At 43.7% G+C, this 20,323-nt stretch carries 13 protein-coding genes; 9 read left to right on the forward strand and 4 right to left on the reverse strand.

Features of this window, described 5'->3' with window-relative positions:
- Genes LAQ65_RS19700 through LAQ65_RS19710 form a run of 3 tightly spaced genes read left to right on the forward strand, consistent with a single transcriptional unit; the run spans position 1 to position 6,138 of the window.
- Positions 1-1,020: a ThuA domain-containing protein gene (locus LAQ65_RS19700; RefSeq protein ID WP_224118731.1), complete on the forward strand. Its 1,020-nt coding sequence runs from the start codon at positions 1-3 to the stop codon at positions 1,018-1,020.
- Positions 1,017-3,815, forward strand: coding sequence for a glycoside hydrolase family 97 catalytic domain-containing protein (locus LAQ65_RS19705; protein WP_224118732.1), 2,799 nt, complete (start codon positions 1,017-1,019; stop codon positions 3,813-3,815). The genes LAQ65_RS19700 and LAQ65_RS19705 overlap by 4 nt, the downstream gene beginning before the upstream one ends.
- A 28-nt stretch (positions 3,816-3,843) precedes the next feature.
- Positions 3,844-6,138: a GH92 family glycosyl hydrolase gene (locus tag LAQ65_RS19710; protein WP_224118733.1), complete on the forward strand. Its 2,295-nt coding sequence runs from the start codon at positions 3,844-3,846 to the stop codon at positions 6,136-6,138.
- 10 nt (positions 6,139-6,148) lie between these two features.
- Here LAQ65_RS19710 and LAQ65_RS19715 read toward each other — a convergent pair whose 3' ends face one another.
- Positions 6,149-6,772 (reverse strand): START domain-containing protein, encoded by a 624-nt coding sequence (locus tag LAQ65_RS19715; protein ID WP_224118734.1) that lies wholly within the window; start codon positions 6,770-6,772, stop codon positions 6,149-6,151.
- Between the two features lie 295 nt (positions 6,773-7,067).
- Here LAQ65_RS19715 and LAQ65_RS19720 point away from each other — a divergent pair, with 295 nt between their 5' ends.
- Together LAQ65_RS19720 and LAQ65_RS19725 are read left to right on the forward strand one after the other, a co-directional pair.
- The gene (locus LAQ65_RS19720) at positions 7,068-7,883 is read left to right on the forward strand and encodes a phytanoyl-CoA dioxygenase family protein (RefSeq protein ID WP_224118735.1); all 816 of its coding nucleotides are present in this window, start codon (positions 7,068-7,070) and stop codon (positions 7,881-7,883) included.
- Between the two features lie 27 nt (positions 7,884-7,910).
- A complete protein-coding gene (locus LAQ65_RS19725) occupies positions 7,911-8,687 on the forward strand; it encodes an SDR family NAD(P)-dependent oxidoreductase (protein ID WP_224118736.1) in 777 nt (258 codons plus the stop codon).
- On the opposite strand, the gene LAQ65_RS19730 is transcribed toward LAQ65_RS19725, so the two are convergent.
- Positions 8,675-10,021 carry a glucosidase family protein gene (locus LAQ65_RS19730; RefSeq protein WP_224118737.1) on the reverse strand — a complete coding sequence of 449 codons (1,347 nt, stop codon included), beginning with the start codon at positions 10,019-10,021 and terminating at the stop codon, positions 8,675-8,677. The genes LAQ65_RS19725 and LAQ65_RS19730 overlap by 13 nt on opposite strands.
- A gap of 197 nt (positions 10,022-10,218) precedes the next feature.
- Between LAQ65_RS19730 and LAQ65_RS19735 the strand changes: the two genes are divergently transcribed.
- The 4 genes from LAQ65_RS19735 (at position 10,219) to LAQ65_RS19750 (ending at position 15,648) form a co-directional block, all read left to right on the forward strand.
- Positions 10,219-11,292, forward strand: coding sequence for a type II asparaginase (locus LAQ65_RS19735; protein ID WP_224118738.1), 1,074 nt, complete (start codon positions 10,219-10,221; stop codon positions 11,290-11,292).
- 104 nt (positions 11,293-11,396) lie between these two features.
- Positions 11,397-12,857: an aspartate ammonia-lyase gene (locus LAQ65_RS19740; protein ID WP_224118739.1), complete on the forward strand. Its 1,461-nt coding sequence runs from the start codon at positions 11,397-11,399 to the stop codon at positions 12,855-12,857.
- Between the two features lie 45 nt (positions 12,858-12,902).
- A complete protein-coding gene (locus LAQ65_RS19745) occupies positions 12,903-14,216 on the forward strand; it encodes an OprO/OprP family phosphate-selective porin (RefSeq protein WP_224118740.1) in 1,314 nt (437 codons plus the stop codon).
- 43 nt (positions 14,217-14,259) lie between these two features.
- Entirely contained in the window at positions 14,260-15,648 is a 1,389-nt protein-coding gene (locus tag LAQ65_RS19750; protein ID WP_224118741.1) for an SLC13 family permease, read from the forward strand.
- On the opposite strand, the gene glgX is transcribed toward LAQ65_RS19750, so the two are convergent.
- Both glgX and LAQ65_RS19760 read right to left on the reverse strand, forming a co-directional pair.
- Positions 15,635-17,722, reverse strand: a complete 2,088-nt coding sequence (glgX, locus tag LAQ65_RS19755) for a glycogen debranching protein GlgX (protein ID WP_224118742.1) — start codon at positions 17,720-17,722, stop codon at positions 15,635-15,637. The genes LAQ65_RS19750 and glgX overlap by 14 nt on opposite strands.
- Positions 17,723-17,732: 10 nt before the next feature.
- Complete coding sequence (locus LAQ65_RS19760) at positions 17,733-20,186, reverse strand: glycogen/starch/alpha-glucan phosphorylase (RefSeq protein ID WP_224118743.1); 2,454 nt, start codon at positions 20,184-20,186, stop codon at positions 17,733-17,735.
- Between the last annotated feature and the right edge of the window lie 137 nt (positions 20,187-20,323).

The following is a 20,323-nucleotide window of genomic DNA, read 5'->3' on the forward strand; positions in this document are numbered from 1 at the left end:
ATGATGCAAGGAATGATCCGCACAGTAAGCCTAATGATATTGCTGACCTACAGCTTGTTATCCTGCGCCCAGGAGAAAAAACAATGGGTGACTTATTCAGGATATGACGGTCCGGGTAAAGGAAAGAACATCGTCTTCGTGAGTGGCGATGAAGAATACCGTTCCGAAGAAGCCTTACCTATGCTTGCACAGATCCTCGCCGTTCGGTATGGATTCAGCTGTACGGTATTGTTTTCAACAGACCCGAAAACCGGTGAGATCGATGCACGTTACCAGACCAATATAACCGGTCTGGAACATTTGCAAAAAGCAGACCTGCTCGTAATGCTTACCAGGTTCCGCGAACTGCCCGATGCACAAATGAAATATATTGATGAATATGTAAAAGCAGGAAAGCCGGTGATAGGACTTCGTACGGCTACGCATCCGTTTAATTATACAAGGGATACAGCCAGCATGTTTGCGAAATATAGTTTTAATTCCGAGACCCCTGGCTGGGAAGGCGGCTTTGGCAAAATAGTGCTTGGCGAAACCTGGATCAACCATCATGGCATTCATGGAAAAGAAGGCGACCGTGGACTGATTAATGGCATAGAACAGGATGCCAAAAACCCGATCCTTAATGGCGTTAATGATATCTGGACACCAACCGATGTCTATAGCATCAAACAACTTACAGGGGCAACCATCCTTGTATACGGACAATCGACCAACGGCATGACACCAACCGCCCCGGTCAATTTGAAAAAATCGGTGATGCCGGTAGCCTGGACCAGGAACTACAAGGTGCCTGGTGGCCAGGAAGGAAAGGCCTTTGCAACAACTATGGGTGCTGCAGTTGATTTATTAAATGAAGACCTGAGAAGGTTACTGGTGAACGCCTGTTTCTGGGGCGTTGGTCTGGAAAAACAAATTCCGGAAAAGGCCAATGTCAATTTCATAAAGGAATACAAACCCACTATGTTTGGTTTTGACAACTTTAAGAAAGGCAGCTTCCCGTCCAAATATGAACTGAAATGAGGAAACGAAAAGCTTTATTTGCTGTATGTGCAATATTATTTTCAACCATTGAAGGATCAGCGCAATTTAAACCCGACAGGAATAGGGAAATTGCCATTTACAGTCCATCCAATATTATCAGGGCATCCCTTTATATTAATGATCGCGGCAGCCTGGCATACAAGGTAGAAAGAAATGGGGAAACTGTCGTTGAACCATCTTCGTTAGGCATTACTGTTGACCAAATTAAATTGGGTGACGGTGTTGAACTAGCTGGTCCCTCTTTTACCCTTGTTGATGAAAAATATCCTATGAAAGGGGTGCATGAACTTGCGGTCAATCACTACCGGTCGGCCATCATCCCAGTTAAGCATACTAAAACCGGCACTCTTTACCAGCTTGAAATAAGGGCCTTTGATAATGGACTGGCTTATCGTTATATCCTTCCCAAAAAAGGCACTTCAATTGTGGGTGGTGAAGCAAGTTCCTGGAAAATACCTGCCGGTTCTACCACATGGTTACAGGAAAACGTATTTTATTATGAAGGATTATATTATGCATCTCCCCTGTCAAAACTCGGCAGTAAAAGATTAGGGCCGCCTTTAACCTATCAGACTGCCGGCAGTGTATATGTATGCATTACAGAAGCAGCCTTGTACAACTACAGTGGTATGTCCCTGCAATCAGATAACACGGGCATGCTCCATGCTGCTTTCGTCAATGACCGGAAAGGCTGGAAAATACAGGATACTATTGTTTCCCCCTGGCGTGTAGCTATCATCAGTAAAGATCTTAACGGACTTGTGAATGCAGATATTATTCAAAACCTGAATCCTTCGCCGGATAGTATCTTTCAACAGGCAGACTGGATAAAACCAGGCCGGGCAGTATGGTCCTATTTCGAGCATGAAAATGTAACTACCATGGACCTCGAAAGAAAATATATTGATAAAGCGGCTATGCTTGGTTTCGAATATAATATGGTGGATGCCGGCTGGGAATCAAGCTGGCCACATTGCATGGACTCACTTAAAGCATTAGTGGATTACGCACAAAAAAAACAAGTCGGTATTTGGGTCTGGAAATCCTATTCATCTTTAAAAGAGCCGTCATTCCGGCGAAACTTTTTTACATCCCTTCACAAAATCGGTGTATCGGGAGTAAAAATTGATTTTATTGATAAGGAAGGAATAGACCAGGTGAAGTTTTATGAAAACACACTAAAAGATGCCGCTATCGCCCATTTGATGATTGACTTCCACGGGGCGGATAAACCCACAGGGCTTAACCGCACTTACCCGAATGAATTAACCCGGGAAGCCATCTACGGACAGGAATGGACAACATTTAATCCACAGGGCCCGGTCCATAACGTTATCACACCATTCACCCGTTTTTTAGCGGGACCTGCCGATGCTACCCCTGGTGTATTTGATAGTAAAAAAGCCTATGGTACTTCCAGGGCACACCAGGTGGCCTTACAGGTTATTTTTAATTCCGTATTAACCTGCTGGCCGTCTGACCCTGATAAATATTTATCAAGCCCTGCATTACCACTCATAAAATCCATACCCACTATCTGGGACGAAACCATTGTGCTTCCATCAAGCCGTATAGGGGAAATGGCAGCATTTGCAAGACGGAAAGGCAAGGATTGGTTTATAGGCATCGCCAATGCAGGCGATGAAAAACGGATAATGTTACCACTACATTTTTTAGGTACCGGTAAATTTAAATCTTACATAATACAGGATGACCTCACCAATCCAGACCAGCTTTTCAATAGTCGATCTGTCTATACATCTGAAGATTCATTACTCGTTGTAATGAGGCCATCCGGTGGATTTGCAGCCTCATTTAAATTTACAGAAACAGAAGAACCAGGTTTATCCATCCTTCCGCAAGGCGGTTATTTATACGCCCCAACATTGGTATCGATGAAAACCAATGCAAATTGTGAAATACGATACACTATAGATGGAAGTGAGCCCTCCGCAAACTCAACCTTATATTCCAGGCCATTTACAGTAGCAGCTCCCGCCATTATAAAGGCTTGCGCATTCTTCAACAGCAAACGGGTTGAAGCCACCGGTGTTGCGCAGTTTCTTTTTGCACCCGCTCCCCTGCTCTCTTCACCGGGAGGCATTTTCATCGGCGAAAAATTGCTACGTTTTTCCACTGGAATGCAAAATGGCGTTATCCATTATACACTCGATGGTAGCGAACCAACAATCGCCTCTCCGGTTTACAAGGATTCCTTATTGCTCCGAAATACCACAGTTTTAAAAGCCAAAACATTTTTCCCATCAGGTATTGGAAGCAATACAGCAATTGCAAACTTTATAAAAGAAGATCCATCTCCCTTTGTAACAGGCACCAAATTGGTACCCGGATTACACGCTTCCTATTATGAAGGGAAATGGACAATGATGCCCGATTTCAAGAAGCTGGCACCTCAGCAAAGCATAGTTGTAGCTATACCAGACCTTAAACTTTTAAAAACGCGGAAGGAATATTATGGGATTCAATTCTCCGGTTTCATAGATATACCAGTTACCGGTGTTTATACTTTCTATGTTGTCTCTGATGATGGTTCACAAATTTATATCGATGACCAGAAACTGGTTGATAATGACAGCTGCCACGGCGACCTTGAAAAGTCGGGGGAAAAAGCCCTTGCTGCTGGCCTTCACAGGTTTACCGTTAATTATTTCCAAAACGGATCCGGACAAACATTGCTGGTGTATATAAAGGGGCCCGGGATGGAGAAAAAAATCATTCCAGCTTCCCTGTTCAAAATAAAACAGGATGAATAAAATACTTTAACGCTTATAATAAATTGACATGAAGAATGATTTCGTTTTGCTATGCTTATTTACCTGTATGCTCGGCGCCTGCACACAAAAACCCAAAGAGCAAAAACAGGAAGTTGATTATGTAAATACTTTAATCGGGACACCATATGCGGGTTTCGCAGCCGAGATCCACGGCGGTGGCACTTTACCCGCTGTTGGCCTGCCATATGCCATGACGAATTTCATGCCGCAATCCTGCGAAAATAATATGGGCCATAATGCCTACAAGTATGAGGATAGTACAATCATGGGATTCCTGGCCTCGCACCAACCAACAGTATGGATGGGTGATTACGGCTATGTTTCGGTTATGCCCCAAATTGGTGAACTTAAACTTTTACCAAAGGACCGGGCCCTTTCATATAAACACGAAGATGAAATCGCCCGTCCTCATTATTATTCGGTAGTACTCAATGCCGGTGACCAGCAAAAAATAAAAGGCGAGATCGCTGCAGCTTCAAGGGCTGCCATATTCCAATTCACATTCCCGGCTGCAGAAAAAGCGCGCTTTGTGATCCAGGGCATCAACCTGAATCCCGAATTGACAGACCCTTCCAATGAATATGAAGACAGGATTAAAAAATTAAAAGGGTATGTAAAAATTGACACCCAGAAGAATGAGATAACCGGGTATAACCCCGATCGCCAGTCTGCCCAGATCGGTCCCGACCTGCCCAACTTCAAAGGCTACTTTGTTATCCAGTGTGATAAAAAAATAACCTCATTCGGCACATGGGATAATGCCACCAACTCCCCCGCTTCAACGGAACAATATGGTACCCGCATGGGCGCATATATCAATTTCAAAACAACCGCAGGTGAGAAAGTAAAGGTTCGCATCGGCACTTCATTTATCAGCCCTGAACAGGCCCGTGAGAACCTGCAAAAAGAAGTACCGGATTGGGACTTTGACAAACTAGTGACCAGCACCCGTACTGCCTGGCAAAATGAATTGACCCGCATCAAACCCGAGGGCGTTTCTGAAGACCAGAAAGCTATTTTTTATACAGCCTTGTTCCATACGATGCAGTTTCCCCGGGAGATGTCTGAATACGGGAAATATTACAGCGCATTTGATGACAAGGTGCATACAGGCGATTCTTATACTGACTTCTCCTTGTGGGATACATACCGCGCCCTGCATCCGCTATTAATATTTACACAGCCCGATCGTGTAAATGGTATGATCAATGCGATGCTGCAGATGTATAAGGAAGGAGGACGGTTACCCATGTGGCCAAATCCTGCTGAGACCAATATTATGATCAGCACACATGCGGACGCTGTCATCGCAGATGCTTACCTGAAAGGATTTACCGGTTTTGATACTACACTGGCTTATGAAGCTTTATTAAAAGATGCCATGGTGCCGCCAGACAATGACACAATTCTTCCATATGGTGACCGCGATAAGTGGACGGGCTACGAAGCGCGTGCCGGCCTCACCCGTTTCAATTCGATGGGATATATCCCTTTTGGGAAAACGGCTGAATCAGTTTCAAGGACGCTGGAATATTCTTCGGATAATTATTCCGTGGCCCAGATGGCGAAGAAAATGGGCAAGACGGAAGATTTCAACCGCTTAATGGCATGGAGCAGGAATTACAAAAACCTCTATGATAATAAATCGGGGTTCTTTATTCCAAAACTTATCGATGGCAGCTTCCTGGAATACAACCCGAAAAAAGAACTGGGCCGCCAGGATGGCTTTACAGAAGGTGACCAGTGGACTTATCTTTTTGGTGCTATACAAGACATACCGGGCATGATTGAACTAATGGGTGGAAATGAAAAATTTGCCGCCAAACTGGATGAGAATTTTTCGGGTGGCCATTACCGACATGACAATGAGCCGGGTCACCATTATGCGTATTTATATGATTACTGTGGGCAACCCTGGAAGACACAGGAATTAATCAGGAAACATACAACGATCAATTACCTGAACAAGCCTTTGGGTATTAATGGTAACGAAGATTGCGGGCAGATGGCGGCCTGGTATATTTTTGGTGTCATGGGTTTTTATCCGGTAACGCCTGCTTCCGGCATCTATGCCATTGGTGCACCGCAGTTCCCTAAACTGACCATCAACTATAAGGTCGGCACGGAACCTAAATCATTGGAGATTGTGGCGAATAACCTGTCTGAAAAAAACCTGTATGTGCAAAGCGTGAAACTGGATGGCAAGACAATTGAACATCCTTTTATTTCGCATAGCGATATTATAAAGGGTACTAAACTGGTTTTTGAAATGGGTCCCCAGCCTAATAAGGAATGGAAATAGTGTTTACCCGCTATTTTTGGGCAAGGATATTTTTCAATTCTTCGAAGGTTGCCATGGGAGCCTTTGTAGCAAAAAGATTTAAGACCCAGGCTGGTACTGAACCACCTGGGTCTGCTTCCAATAAGTACTCAATATGGATCATTTTATCTGACAGGGTGGTGACGTTCCAAACCCCTTTGGATCTTGCCACCCTGACCAGTTTTTCCACTGATGGCTGGTAATCATTAATGCTCTCGGAAGTGACCTTTAAATTATGCCTGAGGGAATCATGTACAACGGAAATATTAGCGTATAAATAACGGTTGGTAACCGGCCATGGGGCAGACACTTCCAGGTAATATATAAACTGGTTTCGGTTAATTTGCTTTACCATTTCCGAATTTTTGGTAGCATAGGCCCATCGGGGGTATTTCTCAAAATCTACCAAAAGGGCCCTGACCGCTCCAATGGTCCCCTGCAAATCCGCTTCCACCCTTATATCCTTAAAGCTGGAATTCAGGGAATTACGGGTATATACTTTTATACCTTCCTTCTCTTTTTTAAGTTCCCAGCTATCCTGGGCCTGGATGCAGTTATGGAAAGGAAACACGAATAATAGCAATAGTAAAGATTTCACCAGGCTTTTAAAATGCATTTTTCAAATTAGTGCTTACATGCCTGATTAAGGTTATCAGCATACAATTTTACCAATAGTTAACTTTAATTAATATATTAAGGAAATAATATATACAAATGCAAACATTGGCATTCAGATAATCTGGCATAAACCAGATAATTTCTTTATGTACAACGATTTAGTGACCGTATAACAATTGATTTACAATAAAAATTCTTACTTTCCGCTATTTAGGTATTATACTATTGTTATTTTACGTTTTAAAAAATTGAAGCATTTCCAAATATTGAACTTTCTTTAATTAACAGTTTGCATGAGTAAAATTGAAGACCCGAAATTTGTGCTTGGTGACCAGCTCACGGCTGAGCAGGTGAGTTTTTTTAACACCAATGGCTTCATCATTTTCCGGGATTTTATCTCGCCTGAAAAAGTACGGCTATTTATTAACGAAACCGAAAGGATTGAAAAGGAATGGCTTGCTGAAAACAGGGAAAAAGTGAATGGTGTTCCGCTCAAATTCGGAGTAGACGACAAGGGAAATAAAATGATTCAACGGCTTTGTTTTCTTTCGCTTTACAGTGAACCCCTCCGTGAATTATTGAATGACCCGAAACTGCAGTTAGTTACACAGTTTTTATCCCCGTATGAGGGACGTATTGCAGAAGATGAAAAAGATGGACTGGTCCTGAATCATTATATCAATTCACCTAAAAGCACATTTACCCAAATGGGCTGGCATACAGACAGCCCGCGGGATTTGTTCCTTGGACAGAAAATAATGCCGATGCTGAATGTTGGCATTCACCTGAACGACTGCCCTTTTGAGAATGGCGGCCTTAGGCTATTGCCGGGAACGCATACCCAGGGTATTTTCAGGTTGCTGTTTCGCAAAAAATATTTTGTAGACCATACCCCTGACCCAAAGGAAGTTGGATTTGATGTTTTTGCAGGGGATTTAACTGTGCATGATGGCAGGTTATGGCACAGGGCACAGAGCTCACCCCTTACCGGCGAAAAAAGCCGCCGAAGGGTAATGTATGTACCTGTAATAACCGGCAAGTATATACCCAAACATGAAAACAGCAAAACACCATTTTACCATCGCTTAGCATCCCGCATCCAGAATTAAAATCCTTCCTTAAACCGGATTAACTTTATGGCTTACGCAGTTATAACAGGTGCAAGTAAAGGAATCGGGAAATGCATCGCCGTTGAATTAGCTTCCCGGGGATATGACCTTTTATTGATTGCCCGTTCTGAAGCCGAACTCAAGGCTGTTAGCCAGGAACTGGAATCAAGGTTCAACGTAAAAGCACCCTTTTTAATGCTTGATCTGTCGCAGCCGGGCAGTGCAAAAAAAATCTTTGACAAGTGTTATTCGGAGGCATTGCCAGTTTCCATTTTAGTAAACAATGCAGGTTATGGCCTGGCAGGCTCTTTTATGAGTTATGAAGCCGGGGATCACCTGGCTATGATGAAAGTTAATATTGATGTGCCTGTTGAACTCACACACCTCTTCCTTGATACCTTAAAAAAATCACCACAATCCTATATTCTCAATATTGCCAGTTCAGCTGCTTACCAGGCTGTTCCAGGTCTTAGTGTTTACGCGGCAAGTAAAGCTTTTCTTTTGAGCTTTACCAGGGCCTTGAGGCAGGAATTGAAAAGCAGCAATGTATCTGTCACCTGCATTTGCCCTGGTACCACGGATACTAATTTTAACGACAGGGCAAATCTTAACGATAAGGCCAGGCAAATGGCCAAGAGGGTAACCATGACTTCAGAAAAGGTAGCAAAAATCGCGGTCTCCGGCATGTTTTCAGGGAAAGCTGAAGTGATACCAGGATTTATCAATAAGCTGGGCGCTGTGCTGGTTAAAATATTACCCAATGAGATGGTAGAAAAAACAGCGATGAAAATTTATGGGCCGTGAAATTTTATTGCTGATTTGAATACAGCATACGGGCAACTAACCGTTGTCAGGTAAACCGGGTTTTGGCTGTAATCATTTGGGTAAAAACATTCATAAGGGGCGCCATAGTTTTTTCCCTTCCTGTAATCATTTTTCTGAAGATCGTCAATATATTCCTTTGCCAGTTTTTGTGCTGATGGAAAGTCAGCTTTTGCTATCGCAAAACAAACCCAACCGGTGGGTGTACCCCAATAAGCCCCATTTTGGTAAGTATTCTTATCAACTGAAGTCAGTTCCCAGGCAGTGGAATTATTATAGTCATCACTGGTTAAGATATGCCTGATATTGCCATGGTAAGATAAAGTGCCATTTTTATAGGCATCAGCCAGGAACCGGCAGGTCTTTTTTTGTACATCCCCTTCCAAAACATTTAAGTACACAGCCAGCGCCGTTGCCCATACATCGGGTTGCCTGCTTTTCCCGGTCGATGCAAGCAGCATTCCCCGCTGATCTGAAAACAAGCCTGGTATAGCCTTTTTTATCTTTGCCGCAATTTCCCTGTACATCGCTGCCTTACCCTTATTTTGCATCATTTCAAAAAGTACAGCCAATTCTTTTGCAGCACGAAATTTAAGGATGGAAGAAAAACATAAATCACCTGTTATCGCAATTGCATCCCTGAATCCAAAATCGACTCCCCTGAATTCTTGAGTGGCATAAACGATGTGATTGTCCTGCCGGGAAGGCGGCACTTTAAACGCCGTTTCGAGCCTGTCTATTAAGCGCATGCCATTAATATCCTGTAACAGGATTTTAGAATCTGCGCTTGTCTTAACATAGAAATACGCCATATGAATAAAAAAAAACTGGTCATCATAAGGGGGAGTCATTCCATATTGCTTATTTCCCTGCTCCGCATAATCATATGTTCCAGGGAAATAAATTGGCTGGCTGTCATCAATCCTGATATGATCAGCAATTGCGCCCAATGGCACCATGCTCCCGTTCCGGGTAACCCAGGTCTGGTCACACTGGGTAACTGCTGCCAGGCGAAGCATATGCTTCTGCTCCATAACGGAAACCATTTCGCTTTCCAGTGACATTGCATAATCGCGGATCCAGAAAGATGGATAACAATCCCTCCCACCCGGCCTGATAAGAATTCCGCCCGTATTATTGGGTCCAAAATCCTTTGAGATGATTTGTCCGGGGTAAATCCTGGAACTTTCTAAGACCGCCTTCGTTAATGCCTTGAGATAGCTTAAATCAGCTTCTTTAACCAGCCCGGTTTCCTGGGCATGTAATCCGGAAGTAAAAAATAGCAGCGCGATTATAGTATGGTGGAACGATTTCATATTGTACATCTTACCTCATTACGGGAAGGCCAAGGCCAAATTAACCCAAAAAACAGGATCAAAAAAGGCCGGCAATGCCTGATAAATATCATAAATAATCATGATACGTGTCAGGTGTAAAAATCCCGGTAGTTCTACCTTTAAGCACCAAATGCAGTTTATAAGGTAAAAATCATAAACAGTAATAAAAATTCACCATGAAATCAATAGAAACAAAATTCAGGTATGCGCTTACGGGCTTCCTCCTTTTCCTCAGTGTGTTTGCAATTGCCCAATCCAAGGAACTACCAAGGGTAATCATTCTAGCAACAGGCGGAACAATAGCCGGAGCAGGCGTATCGGCCGAAAGGGCTGGTTATACCGCTGGTAAAATACCAATTGAAGACCTTATTGGTACCATCCCTGCAGTAAAAAAAATTGCAAACATTACCGGTGAGCAGGTTGCATCAGTTGGCAGCCAGGACATGACCATTGAAATCTGGAAAAAACTGGCCATCCGTATAAATGAAATTTTTGCGAAGAATGAAGCTGATGCAATTGTGATTACACATGGTACAGATACCCAGGAGGAAACAGCTTACTTTCTCGACCTGGTTGTTCCTTCCGAAAGACCGGTTGTACTTACCGGCTCTATGCGACCGTCAACAGCCATCAGTGCAGATGGTCCCAAAAACCTTTATGATGCAATTACCGTAGCTGTTAATCCTAATACTAAAGGCAGGGGCGTTTTAGTAAGCTTTAATGAAGGGATATACGATGCGAGGGAAGTAATGAAGATGAGTACAACAAAAACAAATGCTTTTGGATCTCCAAATACCGGCCCTGTTGGCCAGGCCTATGATGGCAGGGTTGAATATTATTTAAGGTCTGAACGGGAAATAAACCCTAAAAAACCAGTTGTAATAACAGCCGATACCAAATTCCCCAGGGTGGATATTGTTTACATGTATGCAGATGCACCAGCTGACCAGATTGATATGCTGATTGGTAAAAAAGTTGACGGCATCGTCATTGCAGGTGTTGGAAATGGCAACTTCAATAAAGCTTACATGGAAGCTGTAAAGCGTGCTGTTAAAGCTGGCATAATCGTTTGCCGCGCAAGCCGTGCGCCGTCCGGCAGGGTTGTGCTTCATGATGAAATCAATGATGATGAACTGGGCACTATTGTTTCAGATGACCTTACTCCCCAGAAAGCCAGGATACTATTAATGCTTGGCCTGACAAAGACAAAAGATAAAAAACAACTTCAGGAACTCTTCTTCAAATATTAATCTTACCTGGAATTATTTGTTGTATTCGGCAGTCATCAGGTCAAATGAACATTGACAGTTATTATCAAACTGCATTTCGATGCATTCGAAAAAAATAAAGCAAAATGAACAACTCAAAACTTATTTCAGGATTGGCATTAATCATGCTCATAAGCGTCAATATCGCAGATGCACAAACCCGTACTGAAAAAGACCTGTTGGGGGAAAAGCAAATACCGGCAGATGCCTATTACGGGGTGCAAACACTCAGGGCCCTGGAAAATTTCCAGGTCAGCGGTGTAAAAACAAATTTTTATCCCGACTATGTAAGGGCTTATGCAATGGTGAAACTGGCAGCTGCCCGTGCCAATACAGATGTTGGCCGGATGAAGAAGGAAAAACTTGTAGCCATTGAGAAAGCCTGCCAGGCTGTGATCGATGGAAAATACCACGACCAGTTCCTGACAGACCTTTACCAGGGTGGTGCCGGAACATCAGCTAATATGAATGCCAATGAAGTGCTGGCTAATATTGCCCTCGAAATGAGCGGCCATAAAAAAGGAGAATACCAATACATCGAACCCCATGATGATTTGAACATGGGCCAGTCCACCAATGATGTGTATCCTACCGCCATTCACGTTGCCCTGCTGTTACATAATGATAAGGTAGTCAAGGAAGCAAAGTTGCTCTCCCAGTCTTTTCATAAAAAAGGGGAAGAATTTAAAAACTTGCTGAAGATGGGCCGCACTGAAGGCCAGGATGCTGTTCCTATGACACTTGGACAGGAGTTTCATGCTTTTGGCAACCAGTTGGATGCTGCCATTGAAGGCCTCGTTAAATCTGAAGCTTATTTATATGAAATAAATATGGGTGCAACAGCTATTGGTACAGGATTAACAGCAAGTCCCGGTTATGCTGAGAAATGCGCAGCCCACCTGGCTAAAATAACAGGGAAACCTTTGGTGTTGCCGAAGGACCTGATTGCCGCTACAAGTGCCATGATGGGATTTGTGATGTATTCCTCCGCCATAAAAAACTTTGCTGTTACCATGTCTAAAATCAGCAGTGATTTAATCTTCCTTGCATCAGGACCACGTACCGGTATTTTTGAAATTAATTTACCGCCACTCCAACCCGGTTCTTCCATTATGCCTGGTAAAGTAAACCCGGTAATGGCTGAGTTGATGAATGAAGTATGTTATAAAGCTATGGGCAACGACCTGACGGTTAGTTTTGGATCAAGGGATGGCCTGCTCCAATTGAATGCCTATGAGCCCGTGGTTGCTGTAGCCATCTTTGAATCACAGGCATTATTTTTTAAGGCAATGCCCTTGTTCAGGAAAAATTGTATCGACGGCATTACTGCTAATGAAAAAGTCCTCAAAAACAATATAGAGCGCAGTGTGGGTATTGTAACCGCTTTAAACCCCGTATTGGGCTATGAAAAAACAACAGAACTGGCAAAAGAAGCACTGCAAACAGGAAAAGGAATCCTGGAGCTGATCCGTGAAAAGAAATTATTAACTGAAGACGAGATTAAAAAGTTGCTGGATCCGGCAACCATGACAGGACAGAAACAATAAACCACAAATTATATTGATACTAACCCAATATAATTTAATGTATAAATGATGAATGTCAAATTTCCAGCACGTGTAATAATATTGCACGTGCTGGTAGTTTTAGCACCTCTGATATTACCAGATCAGTCTTATGGCCAGGATACAACCAAAACTGTTCCGGATGGCACTGAAGGAGATGTTCACGAAATCCGTGGAGTGGATTCCATTACGGGAAAAGAGGAAAAACTGCCCATGAACGAATTTGAAAATTCATATTCAACCTTTAAGGTTGGCCTCATTTTCAAACAAGACTTTGTTAATTATATCCAGGATGACGTTTTCAAACAGCAGATGGATACAGCCGGATTTCAACTGGGGCCAACTTTCAAAGTGCGTGATTTCAGGGTACTTGCCAGTGGCCTGCTTAAAACCAAAAGAACTATCGCCTGGAAGTTAGCTTACATGTATGATGGCGATAACGAAAAATGGACAATACGAGAAACCGGGGTCATCATAGGTGTGCCTGAATTATTTGGGCATATTTTTATTGGCCGCACAAAGGAAGGATATTCAATGGTTAAGGTAATGAGTGCTTCCTCAGCATGGACAATGGAAAAACAGATGGCATTGGATCCTATACCAATCATCGCTGATGGTATAAAATGGTTTGGCTCCTTGCCAAAATCGAGGATATTCTGGAATCTGGGCTATTTCAACGATTTAATTTCCAGGGGCGAGCCATTTTCTACCTTCTCGTGGCAATATGTAGCACGGGTAGGTTGGATGCCCTTTTATAACAAAGAAAAAAATAAACTGATGCATATAGCCGCCAATCTCCGTTATGCTAAACCCTTGGACGGGCAAATGACGATAAAATCGCGGCCTGAATCAAACCCGACTCCCCAACTTATTAACACCGGTACATTTCAAACTGATAAATCAAGTCATGTGGGGGCTGAAATTTACATTAGTACTGGCCGCCTTATGCTGGGTTCAGAAGTAATGTGGCATAATTTCTATTCAAAATCAGCTGAAAACCATCAATATTTTGGCGGGGATGTAATGATAACCTATTCTTTCACGGGTGGGATTCGTCCTTATAATACCAGGATAAGTCTCTATGGATTTATGCCTGTGAAAAAATCCGTTTTTAAAGGAGGATGGGGTGAATGGGAAGGCGTGCTCCATTTTTCCACCTTTAATTTGAATGACAGGTCTATCAGGGGAGGCCAGTTTTGGAGGATAACACCAATGGTTAACTGGTCTCTTTCAAAAGTTGTGCGAATGGAGTTTGTTTATGGTTATGGTGTTCTGGACAGGTATAATCTGAAAGGAGGCGTCCAATTCTTCCAAAGCCGTATCCAGTTTACAATAATGTAGTTATTGTTTGAATAATGATAACTCTAACTTAATTTATATTACCATGGCTGCTAATCTAAAAACCATTGCAGGCAGGAATAAACCTATACTCTATTTCCTGCTTTCATTTATTGCTGCTTTAGTATTAACCTTATTACTAAAGGAACCTTCCTTTACGACTACACAGCTATATGTCCTCTTCCTTTTATTCTTTGCCATGGGTCTCTGGTTTACAGAAGCTGTCCCGCCATTTGCGGTGAGTATTTTCATTATTGCTTACCTTGTTTTTATGCTTGGGAATAAAAACCTCAATGCATCACCTGAAAATATTGAAAAGTATGTCACTACTTTTTCGAGCAGCGTTATCTGGTTAATGCTGGGCGGCTTTTTCCTGGCTTCGGCAATGACGAAAACCAAACTGGATGAAGCCTTATTTAAGTTTACACTGAAAATTTCCGGAACAAATCCAAGGAACCTGCTTATCGGGTTAATGTCAACAACGATGATAGCTTCCATGCTGATGTCGAATACTGCATCAACGGCAATGGTCATCACATCAATCATGCCCCTTTTGAATTCACTAGGGAATAAATCGGGCCTGGCGAAAGCCTTATTATTGGGTGTACCTGTTGCAGCAACTACCGGTGGCATGGGTACCATTATTGGAAGCCCGCCAAACCTTATCGCTACGGGCGCACTGGAAAATATCGGAATCAACGTTTCATTTCTTGACTGGATGATTTATGGGCTACCTGTTTCCCTTGTTCTCACAGCAATCAGTTGCTTCGTGCTGATCCGGATTTTTATAAAAGACAAAAAACCGATTTCACTCGATTTCCTGCAAAACCGGCAAACTGAAAGGTCAAAAGAAGAAAACAAACAGCGGCTGATTGTTTTAATTATCCTTAGCGTGACAATATTATTGTGGCTGACGACCTCATTACATGGAATAAAAGTCGGGGCTGTATCTGCTGTACCACTTGTATTCCTTACCCTTACCGGTGTTTTAAAAAGCAAGGATGTTCAAGGTCTTCCATGGGATACATTATTACTGGTAGCCGGGGGATTGTCGCTTGGGATGGCCCTGCAGAGTTCAGGTTTACTGGAGCACTACGCACAAAAAATGCGGAACCTGGAAGTTCACTATATCATCCTTTTTTTTATACTGGCTTACATGACTATGGTATTCTCCAATGTTATGAGCCATACAGCAACAAGTACTGTCCTGATTCCCCTCGGGATTGCAATCCTTACCGGATTTGAGACGCAGATTGCAATTATCATCGGGCTTGCTGCTTCTTCTGCCTTGTTCCTACCGGTCTCTTCGCCTCCTAATGCCATTGCGTACAGTACAGGGTTCCTGAAGATTTCGGATTTCAGGATCGGGGGTATTGTAGTTGGACTTCTTGGCCCTTTACTCGCGGTATTATGGATGCTGCTTATGGTACGTTAACCAGCACAACGATCGTATGTGCCGGCACATGGTATTCCCGTGATTCAACAGGGGATGCCTGGTTCCAGAGGCAGATGTCATTGGGTGATTCCAGTGAGGTATCGATCCATCGCCTCCAGTGCTTATCCGCATCCAACACCGGTAATTCAAAAACAAGAGACTCATTAAACGCATTGACAAGGTAATGCGTTTTTGTTTCCCCACTCATAGATCCCACAGTGAAGGAAATTGTATGGGAATTATCTGACCAGTCGGGTTGGTTTAAACGGACACCATGCCACCTGATTTCAGCAGACTTTAAAAGCTGGTTCAGGCTCATGCTGAATGGGAGAAGGGCCATATCCCTTTGCAAACGGGACTGAATCAAAAACTTCACAAAGCGAAAGATATCTCCATGCTTTTGCGCCAGGTTCCAGTCAAACCAGCTGGTCTCATTATCCTGGCAATACGCATTGTTATTCCCATGCTGGGTCCTGCGCACTTCATCCCCCATGCCGATCATAGGAGCACCAATAGAAAGCAGGGTAATGGCAAAAAAATTCCTGATCTGCCTCTTTCGCAATGCAGAAATGGCTGGATCATCCGTCTCTCCTTCCACCCCACAATTCCAGCTTAGGTTTTCATTATTCCCATCCCTGTTTCCTTCCTTATTTTGCTCATTGTGTTTCTGGTTATAGGTAACAAGGTCATTCAGTGTAAACCCATCATGGCAGGTTACGAAATTGATGCTTTGTTCAGGTTCCCTTTCCTCGTGACCGTACATATCCGGACTTCCTATCAGCCTCGTAACCATATGGGATAAAGTTCCTTCGTCTCCCCTCAGGAACCTGCGCACATCGTCCCTGAATTTTCCATTCCATTCTTTCCAGCTGTCACCAATAAAAATCCCAACCTGGTATAAACCTGCTGCATCCCAGGCTTCTGCAATGAGTTTGACACCTGCAAGGACCGGGTCCGATTCGATATCCCAGAGAATAGGTGCATTTTGTAAGGGTTCCCCGTTCTCATCCCGCGACAGGATAGAAGCCAGGTCGAAGCGGAATCCATCAACATGCATTTCTGTTACCCAAAAATGAAGGCTGTCAAGGATCATCCTTCTCACAATAGACTGGTTTGCATTTATCGTATTTCCGCATCCGGAAAAATTCAAATATGAGCAGTCGTCCTTTTCCAGGAGGTAATACACTGAATTGTCTATTCCGCGGTAACTAAATGTCGGCCCGCTATTTCCACCTTCTGCTGTATGATTGTACACAACATCAAGTATTACTTCAATGCCGGCGGCATGGAGTGCTTTCACCATATCCCGGAATTCATTGAGCACGTCCTGGGGGTTGCCGGAAGAACTGTATCCCTGGTGAGGTGCAAAAAAGGAAATGGGACTGTATCCCCAATAGTTGACCAGGCCTTCGGGTGCGTCCTGGGCATCAAATTGAAATACAGGCAGCAACTCCACTGCATTAATACCAAGATCAACCAGGTAGGGGATCTTTTCCACTAGTCCGGCGAATGTTCCTCTTTTGGATTCCCCGACATTTGCACTGGGGTGCCGGGTGAAGCCTCCCACATGCAATTCATAAATAACGGTTTGCGAAAATGGCTGCCGCAAATGTTTGTCTCCTTCCCAATCATAGCCGGAATAATCCACTACCACACTTTTCAGGGATGGGCAATTTACCTTACCAGGACCTGCCAAAGCCACACGATTATAGCCCCTGGGTACAGCTACGGCTTTTGCATAAGGATCTAAAAGGATCTTGCCCGGATCATACCATTGGCCTTTGGACGGCTCATGGGGGCCACGGATACGGTATCCATAGAGTTGACCTGGCTTCACGCCTTTGACAAAAATGTGCCAGTAATGATAAGTTCGGTTATTGGTACTGTTTAGTGAAATTTCCCTGCTGGGATTCAGGTCTTCCTGGTGATCAAAAAATAGCAGGTCCACTGCGGTGCCATTCCTGCAAAAAATGGAAAAATTAACGCCGCCAGGGTATACGGTTGAACCAAGAGGATAAGATTCTCCCCTTGCATCGGGCTGGTCGTAACGTCCATTGGATTCTTTCCTTAACACGGTTGTTTATTTAATAACTGGGTTTCACATTCCAGATCTTATTGCAATATTCACGGATAGAACGGTCGGAAGAGAATTTTCCCATCCGGGCAACATTGAGGATCGACATTCTCGTCCAATGGGAACGATCCAGGAAAGCATTGGAAATATTTTGCTGGCAATCGGCATAGGAATGGAAATCCTGCAAGACAAAGTAAGGATCATTACCGAGCAGGGAATCAACCAGGGGTTTGAACAGGTGTTTATCGCCCCTTGAAAATTCCCCTGATTGGAGGCGATCGATAATTTCCCTCAGGTCTTCATCGTTTTGATAAAGGTCAAATGGGCGGTAACCGGTTTTGCGCAAAGCCTGGATATCCTCGACGGTTAACCCGAATAAGAAAAAGTTTTCCTTTCCGGCAGCATCCATGATTTCAATATTTGCTCCGTCCATGGTCCCGATGGTCAAGGCTCCATTCATTGAGAATTTCATATTGCCCGTTCCTGAAGCTTCCTTTCCCGCTGTAGATATCTGTTCTGAAAGATCTGCCGACCTGTATACCCATTCGCTGCTTTTTACATTAAAATCAGGAAAGAAAATCACTTTCAACCTGCCGTCCACATCCCCATCATTGTTTACAACTTCCCCCACTGAATGGATCAGCTTAATGATCAGCTTGGCCATATGGTATCCGGGAGCTGCTTTACCTCCGAAAATGAAGGTCCTTGGCACGATGTCCAGACCGGGATTTTTCTTGATCCTGTTATAAAGATGGATGATATGAAAAACATTCAGGTGCTGCCGCTTGTATTCATGGATTCTTTTGACCATCACATCAAACATGGAAGCAGGATCGATCCGAACACCCGACATCCTGCTGACCTGGATGGAAAGTTCATTCTTATAGGTGCGTTTGGTTTCCTGCCATTTTTGTTGAAATGCAGGATCATCCGCCAGTGGCTCAAGTTTAATTATTTCATCTTCCATGTGGGTAAGCCAACCTTCACCTATCTTATCACTGATCAAGGATGATAGACCAGGGCTATACAGTTTCAGCCACCTGCGTGGCGTAACACCATTGGTAATGCCAATAAATTTTTCCGGGGTCATGTTGTAAAAATCGCGCATCACATCCTTTTTCAGCAAGTCGGCGTGCAAGTCAGATACCCCATTCACCATATGACTGCCCACACAGGCAAGATGTGCCATCCTTACATACTTTTCGCCTTCTTCATCGATGATCGAAAGGCTCCTGGCAATATGGTCATCACCCGGATACAGGCTTTTCACTTCAGCAAGGGACCGGCTATTGATCTCATATATAATTTCCAGGTGCCTTGGCAATAAAGAAGCAAACAGGCTGAGTGGCCATTTTTCCAGGGCTTCCGGAAGCAGGGTATGATTGGTATAGGCAAAGGTATTTTTGGTAATACGCCAGGCCCTGTCCCAGTCAACCTGCTTTTCATCTATTAAGATCCGCATGAGTTCCGCCACGGCAATGGAAGGATGGGTATCGTTTAATTGTAATGCCATGGAATCAGGTAACTGATCAATGGGAAGTCCCCGCAATTCGTGCAGGCGCAGGACATCCTGGATGGAGCAGGAAACAAAAAAATATTGCTGGGAAAGCCTCAGCCTTCTCCCTGCCAGCGGCTCATCGTTTGGATACAGGACTTTCCCGATGTTCTCAGAATACACTTTTTCATCTACCGCTTTCGAATAGTCGCCGCGGTTGAATGCTTCGAAATCGAAAGACTCAATGGCTTCCGATTTCCACAATCGAAGGAAGTTTACTTTATTGTTTTGGTAACCGGGCACTGGTGTATCATAAGCCACCCCTTTTACTTCAATTTCGGGTATCCACCTGGCAGAATACAATCCCATTTCATCAGTATAGTGTTCTGTGTGCCCGCCAATTTTTACAGTGAAACTGAGTTCAGTCCGGGCAATTTCCCAGGGATTACCAAACCTCAGCCATTTATCGGTGACTTCAAACTGCCAGCCATCCCTGATCTGTTGTTCAAACAGCCCGAATTCATACCTGATACCATATCCGATGGCCGGGACCTTCAGCGTTGTCAGCGAGTCAATAAAGCAGGCTGCAAGTCTTCCTAGCCCGCCATTTCCCAATCCCGGTTCTTCCTCAATATCCATCAATTGCCTCAGGTCAAGCCCCAGCCGCTGCGTAGCTTCCTTCACTTCATCATAAATCCCAAGGTTGATCAGGGCATTTCCCAAATGGGGTCCCACCAGGAATTCAGCAGAAAGATAACCAACCAGTTTAACCTCCTTATCCATCAGGCCATGAAGGGTATCGATCCAGTTTTTCATCAACCTGTTCCTGACCGTATAGGCCACAGCCATATACCAGTCATTGGTCGTTGCCAGGTCCCTGGATTTACCCTGGATGGAATACAGGTTCTCCAGGATATCCTTTTCCAACTGGGCCACCTGGTTGACAATAATTGCCGGTTCTGTTATCATGTGAAGAGGCTTTTAAAGATGCTGATTATATCAAATGCCGAAAGACATTATTGTCAAAAGGTACAGCCAGGATTGATCATTCGAACTGATGGAAATCACAAGCCGGTATAATTCAGTTCATGTAGGAGCAGGATTTT

The organism is Flavihumibacter profundi (assembly GCF_020076305.1).
GTDB classification, from domain to species: Bacteria; Bacteroidota; Bacteroidia; order Chitinophagales; family Chitinophagaceae; genus Flavihumibacter; species Flavihumibacter profundi.

Coding starts and splice junctions, on each gene's coding strand:
- LAQ65_RS19700 (WP_224118731.1), top strand. CDS start 1: ATGATGCAAGGAATGATCCGCACAGTAAGCCTAATGATATTGCTGACC.
- LAQ65_RS19705 (WP_224118732.1), top strand. CDS start 1,017: ATGAGGAAACGAAAAGCTTTATTTGCTGTATGTGCAATATTATTTTCA.
- LAQ65_RS19710 (WP_224118733.1), top strand. CDS start 3,844: ATGAAGAATGATTTCGTTTTGCTATGCTTATTTACCTGTATGCTCGGC.
- LAQ65_RS19715 (WP_224118734.1), bottom strand. CDS start 6,772: ATGCATTTTAAAAGCCTGGTGAAATCTTTACTATTGCTATTATTCGTG.
- LAQ65_RS19720 (WP_224118735.1), top strand. CDS start 7,068: ATGAGTAAAATTGAAGACCCGAAATTTGTGCTTGGTGACCAGCTCACG.
- LAQ65_RS19725 (WP_224118736.1), top strand. CDS start 7,911: ATGGCTTACGCAGTTATAACAGGTGCAAGTAAAGGAATCGGGAAATGC.
- LAQ65_RS19730 (WP_224118737.1), bottom strand. CDS start 10,021: ATGAAATCGTTCCACCATACTATAATCGCGCTGCTATTTTTTACTTCC.
- LAQ65_RS19735 (WP_224118738.1), top strand. CDS start 10,219: ATGAAATCAATAGAAACAAAATTCAGGTATGCGCTTACGGGCTTCCTC.
- LAQ65_RS19740 (WP_224118739.1), top strand. CDS start 11,397: ATGAACAACTCAAAACTTATTTCAGGATTGGCATTAATCATGCTCATA.
- LAQ65_RS19745 (WP_224118740.1), top strand. CDS start 12,903: ATGATGAATGTCAAATTTCCAGCACGTGTAATAATATTGCACGTGCTG.
- LAQ65_RS19750 (WP_224118741.1), top strand. CDS start 14,260: ATGGCTGCTAATCTAAAAACCATTGCAGGCAGGAATAAACCTATACTC.
- LAQ65_RS19760 (WP_224118743.1), bottom strand. CDS start 20,186: ATGATAACAGAACCGGCAATTATTGTCAACCAGGTGGCCCAGTTGGAA.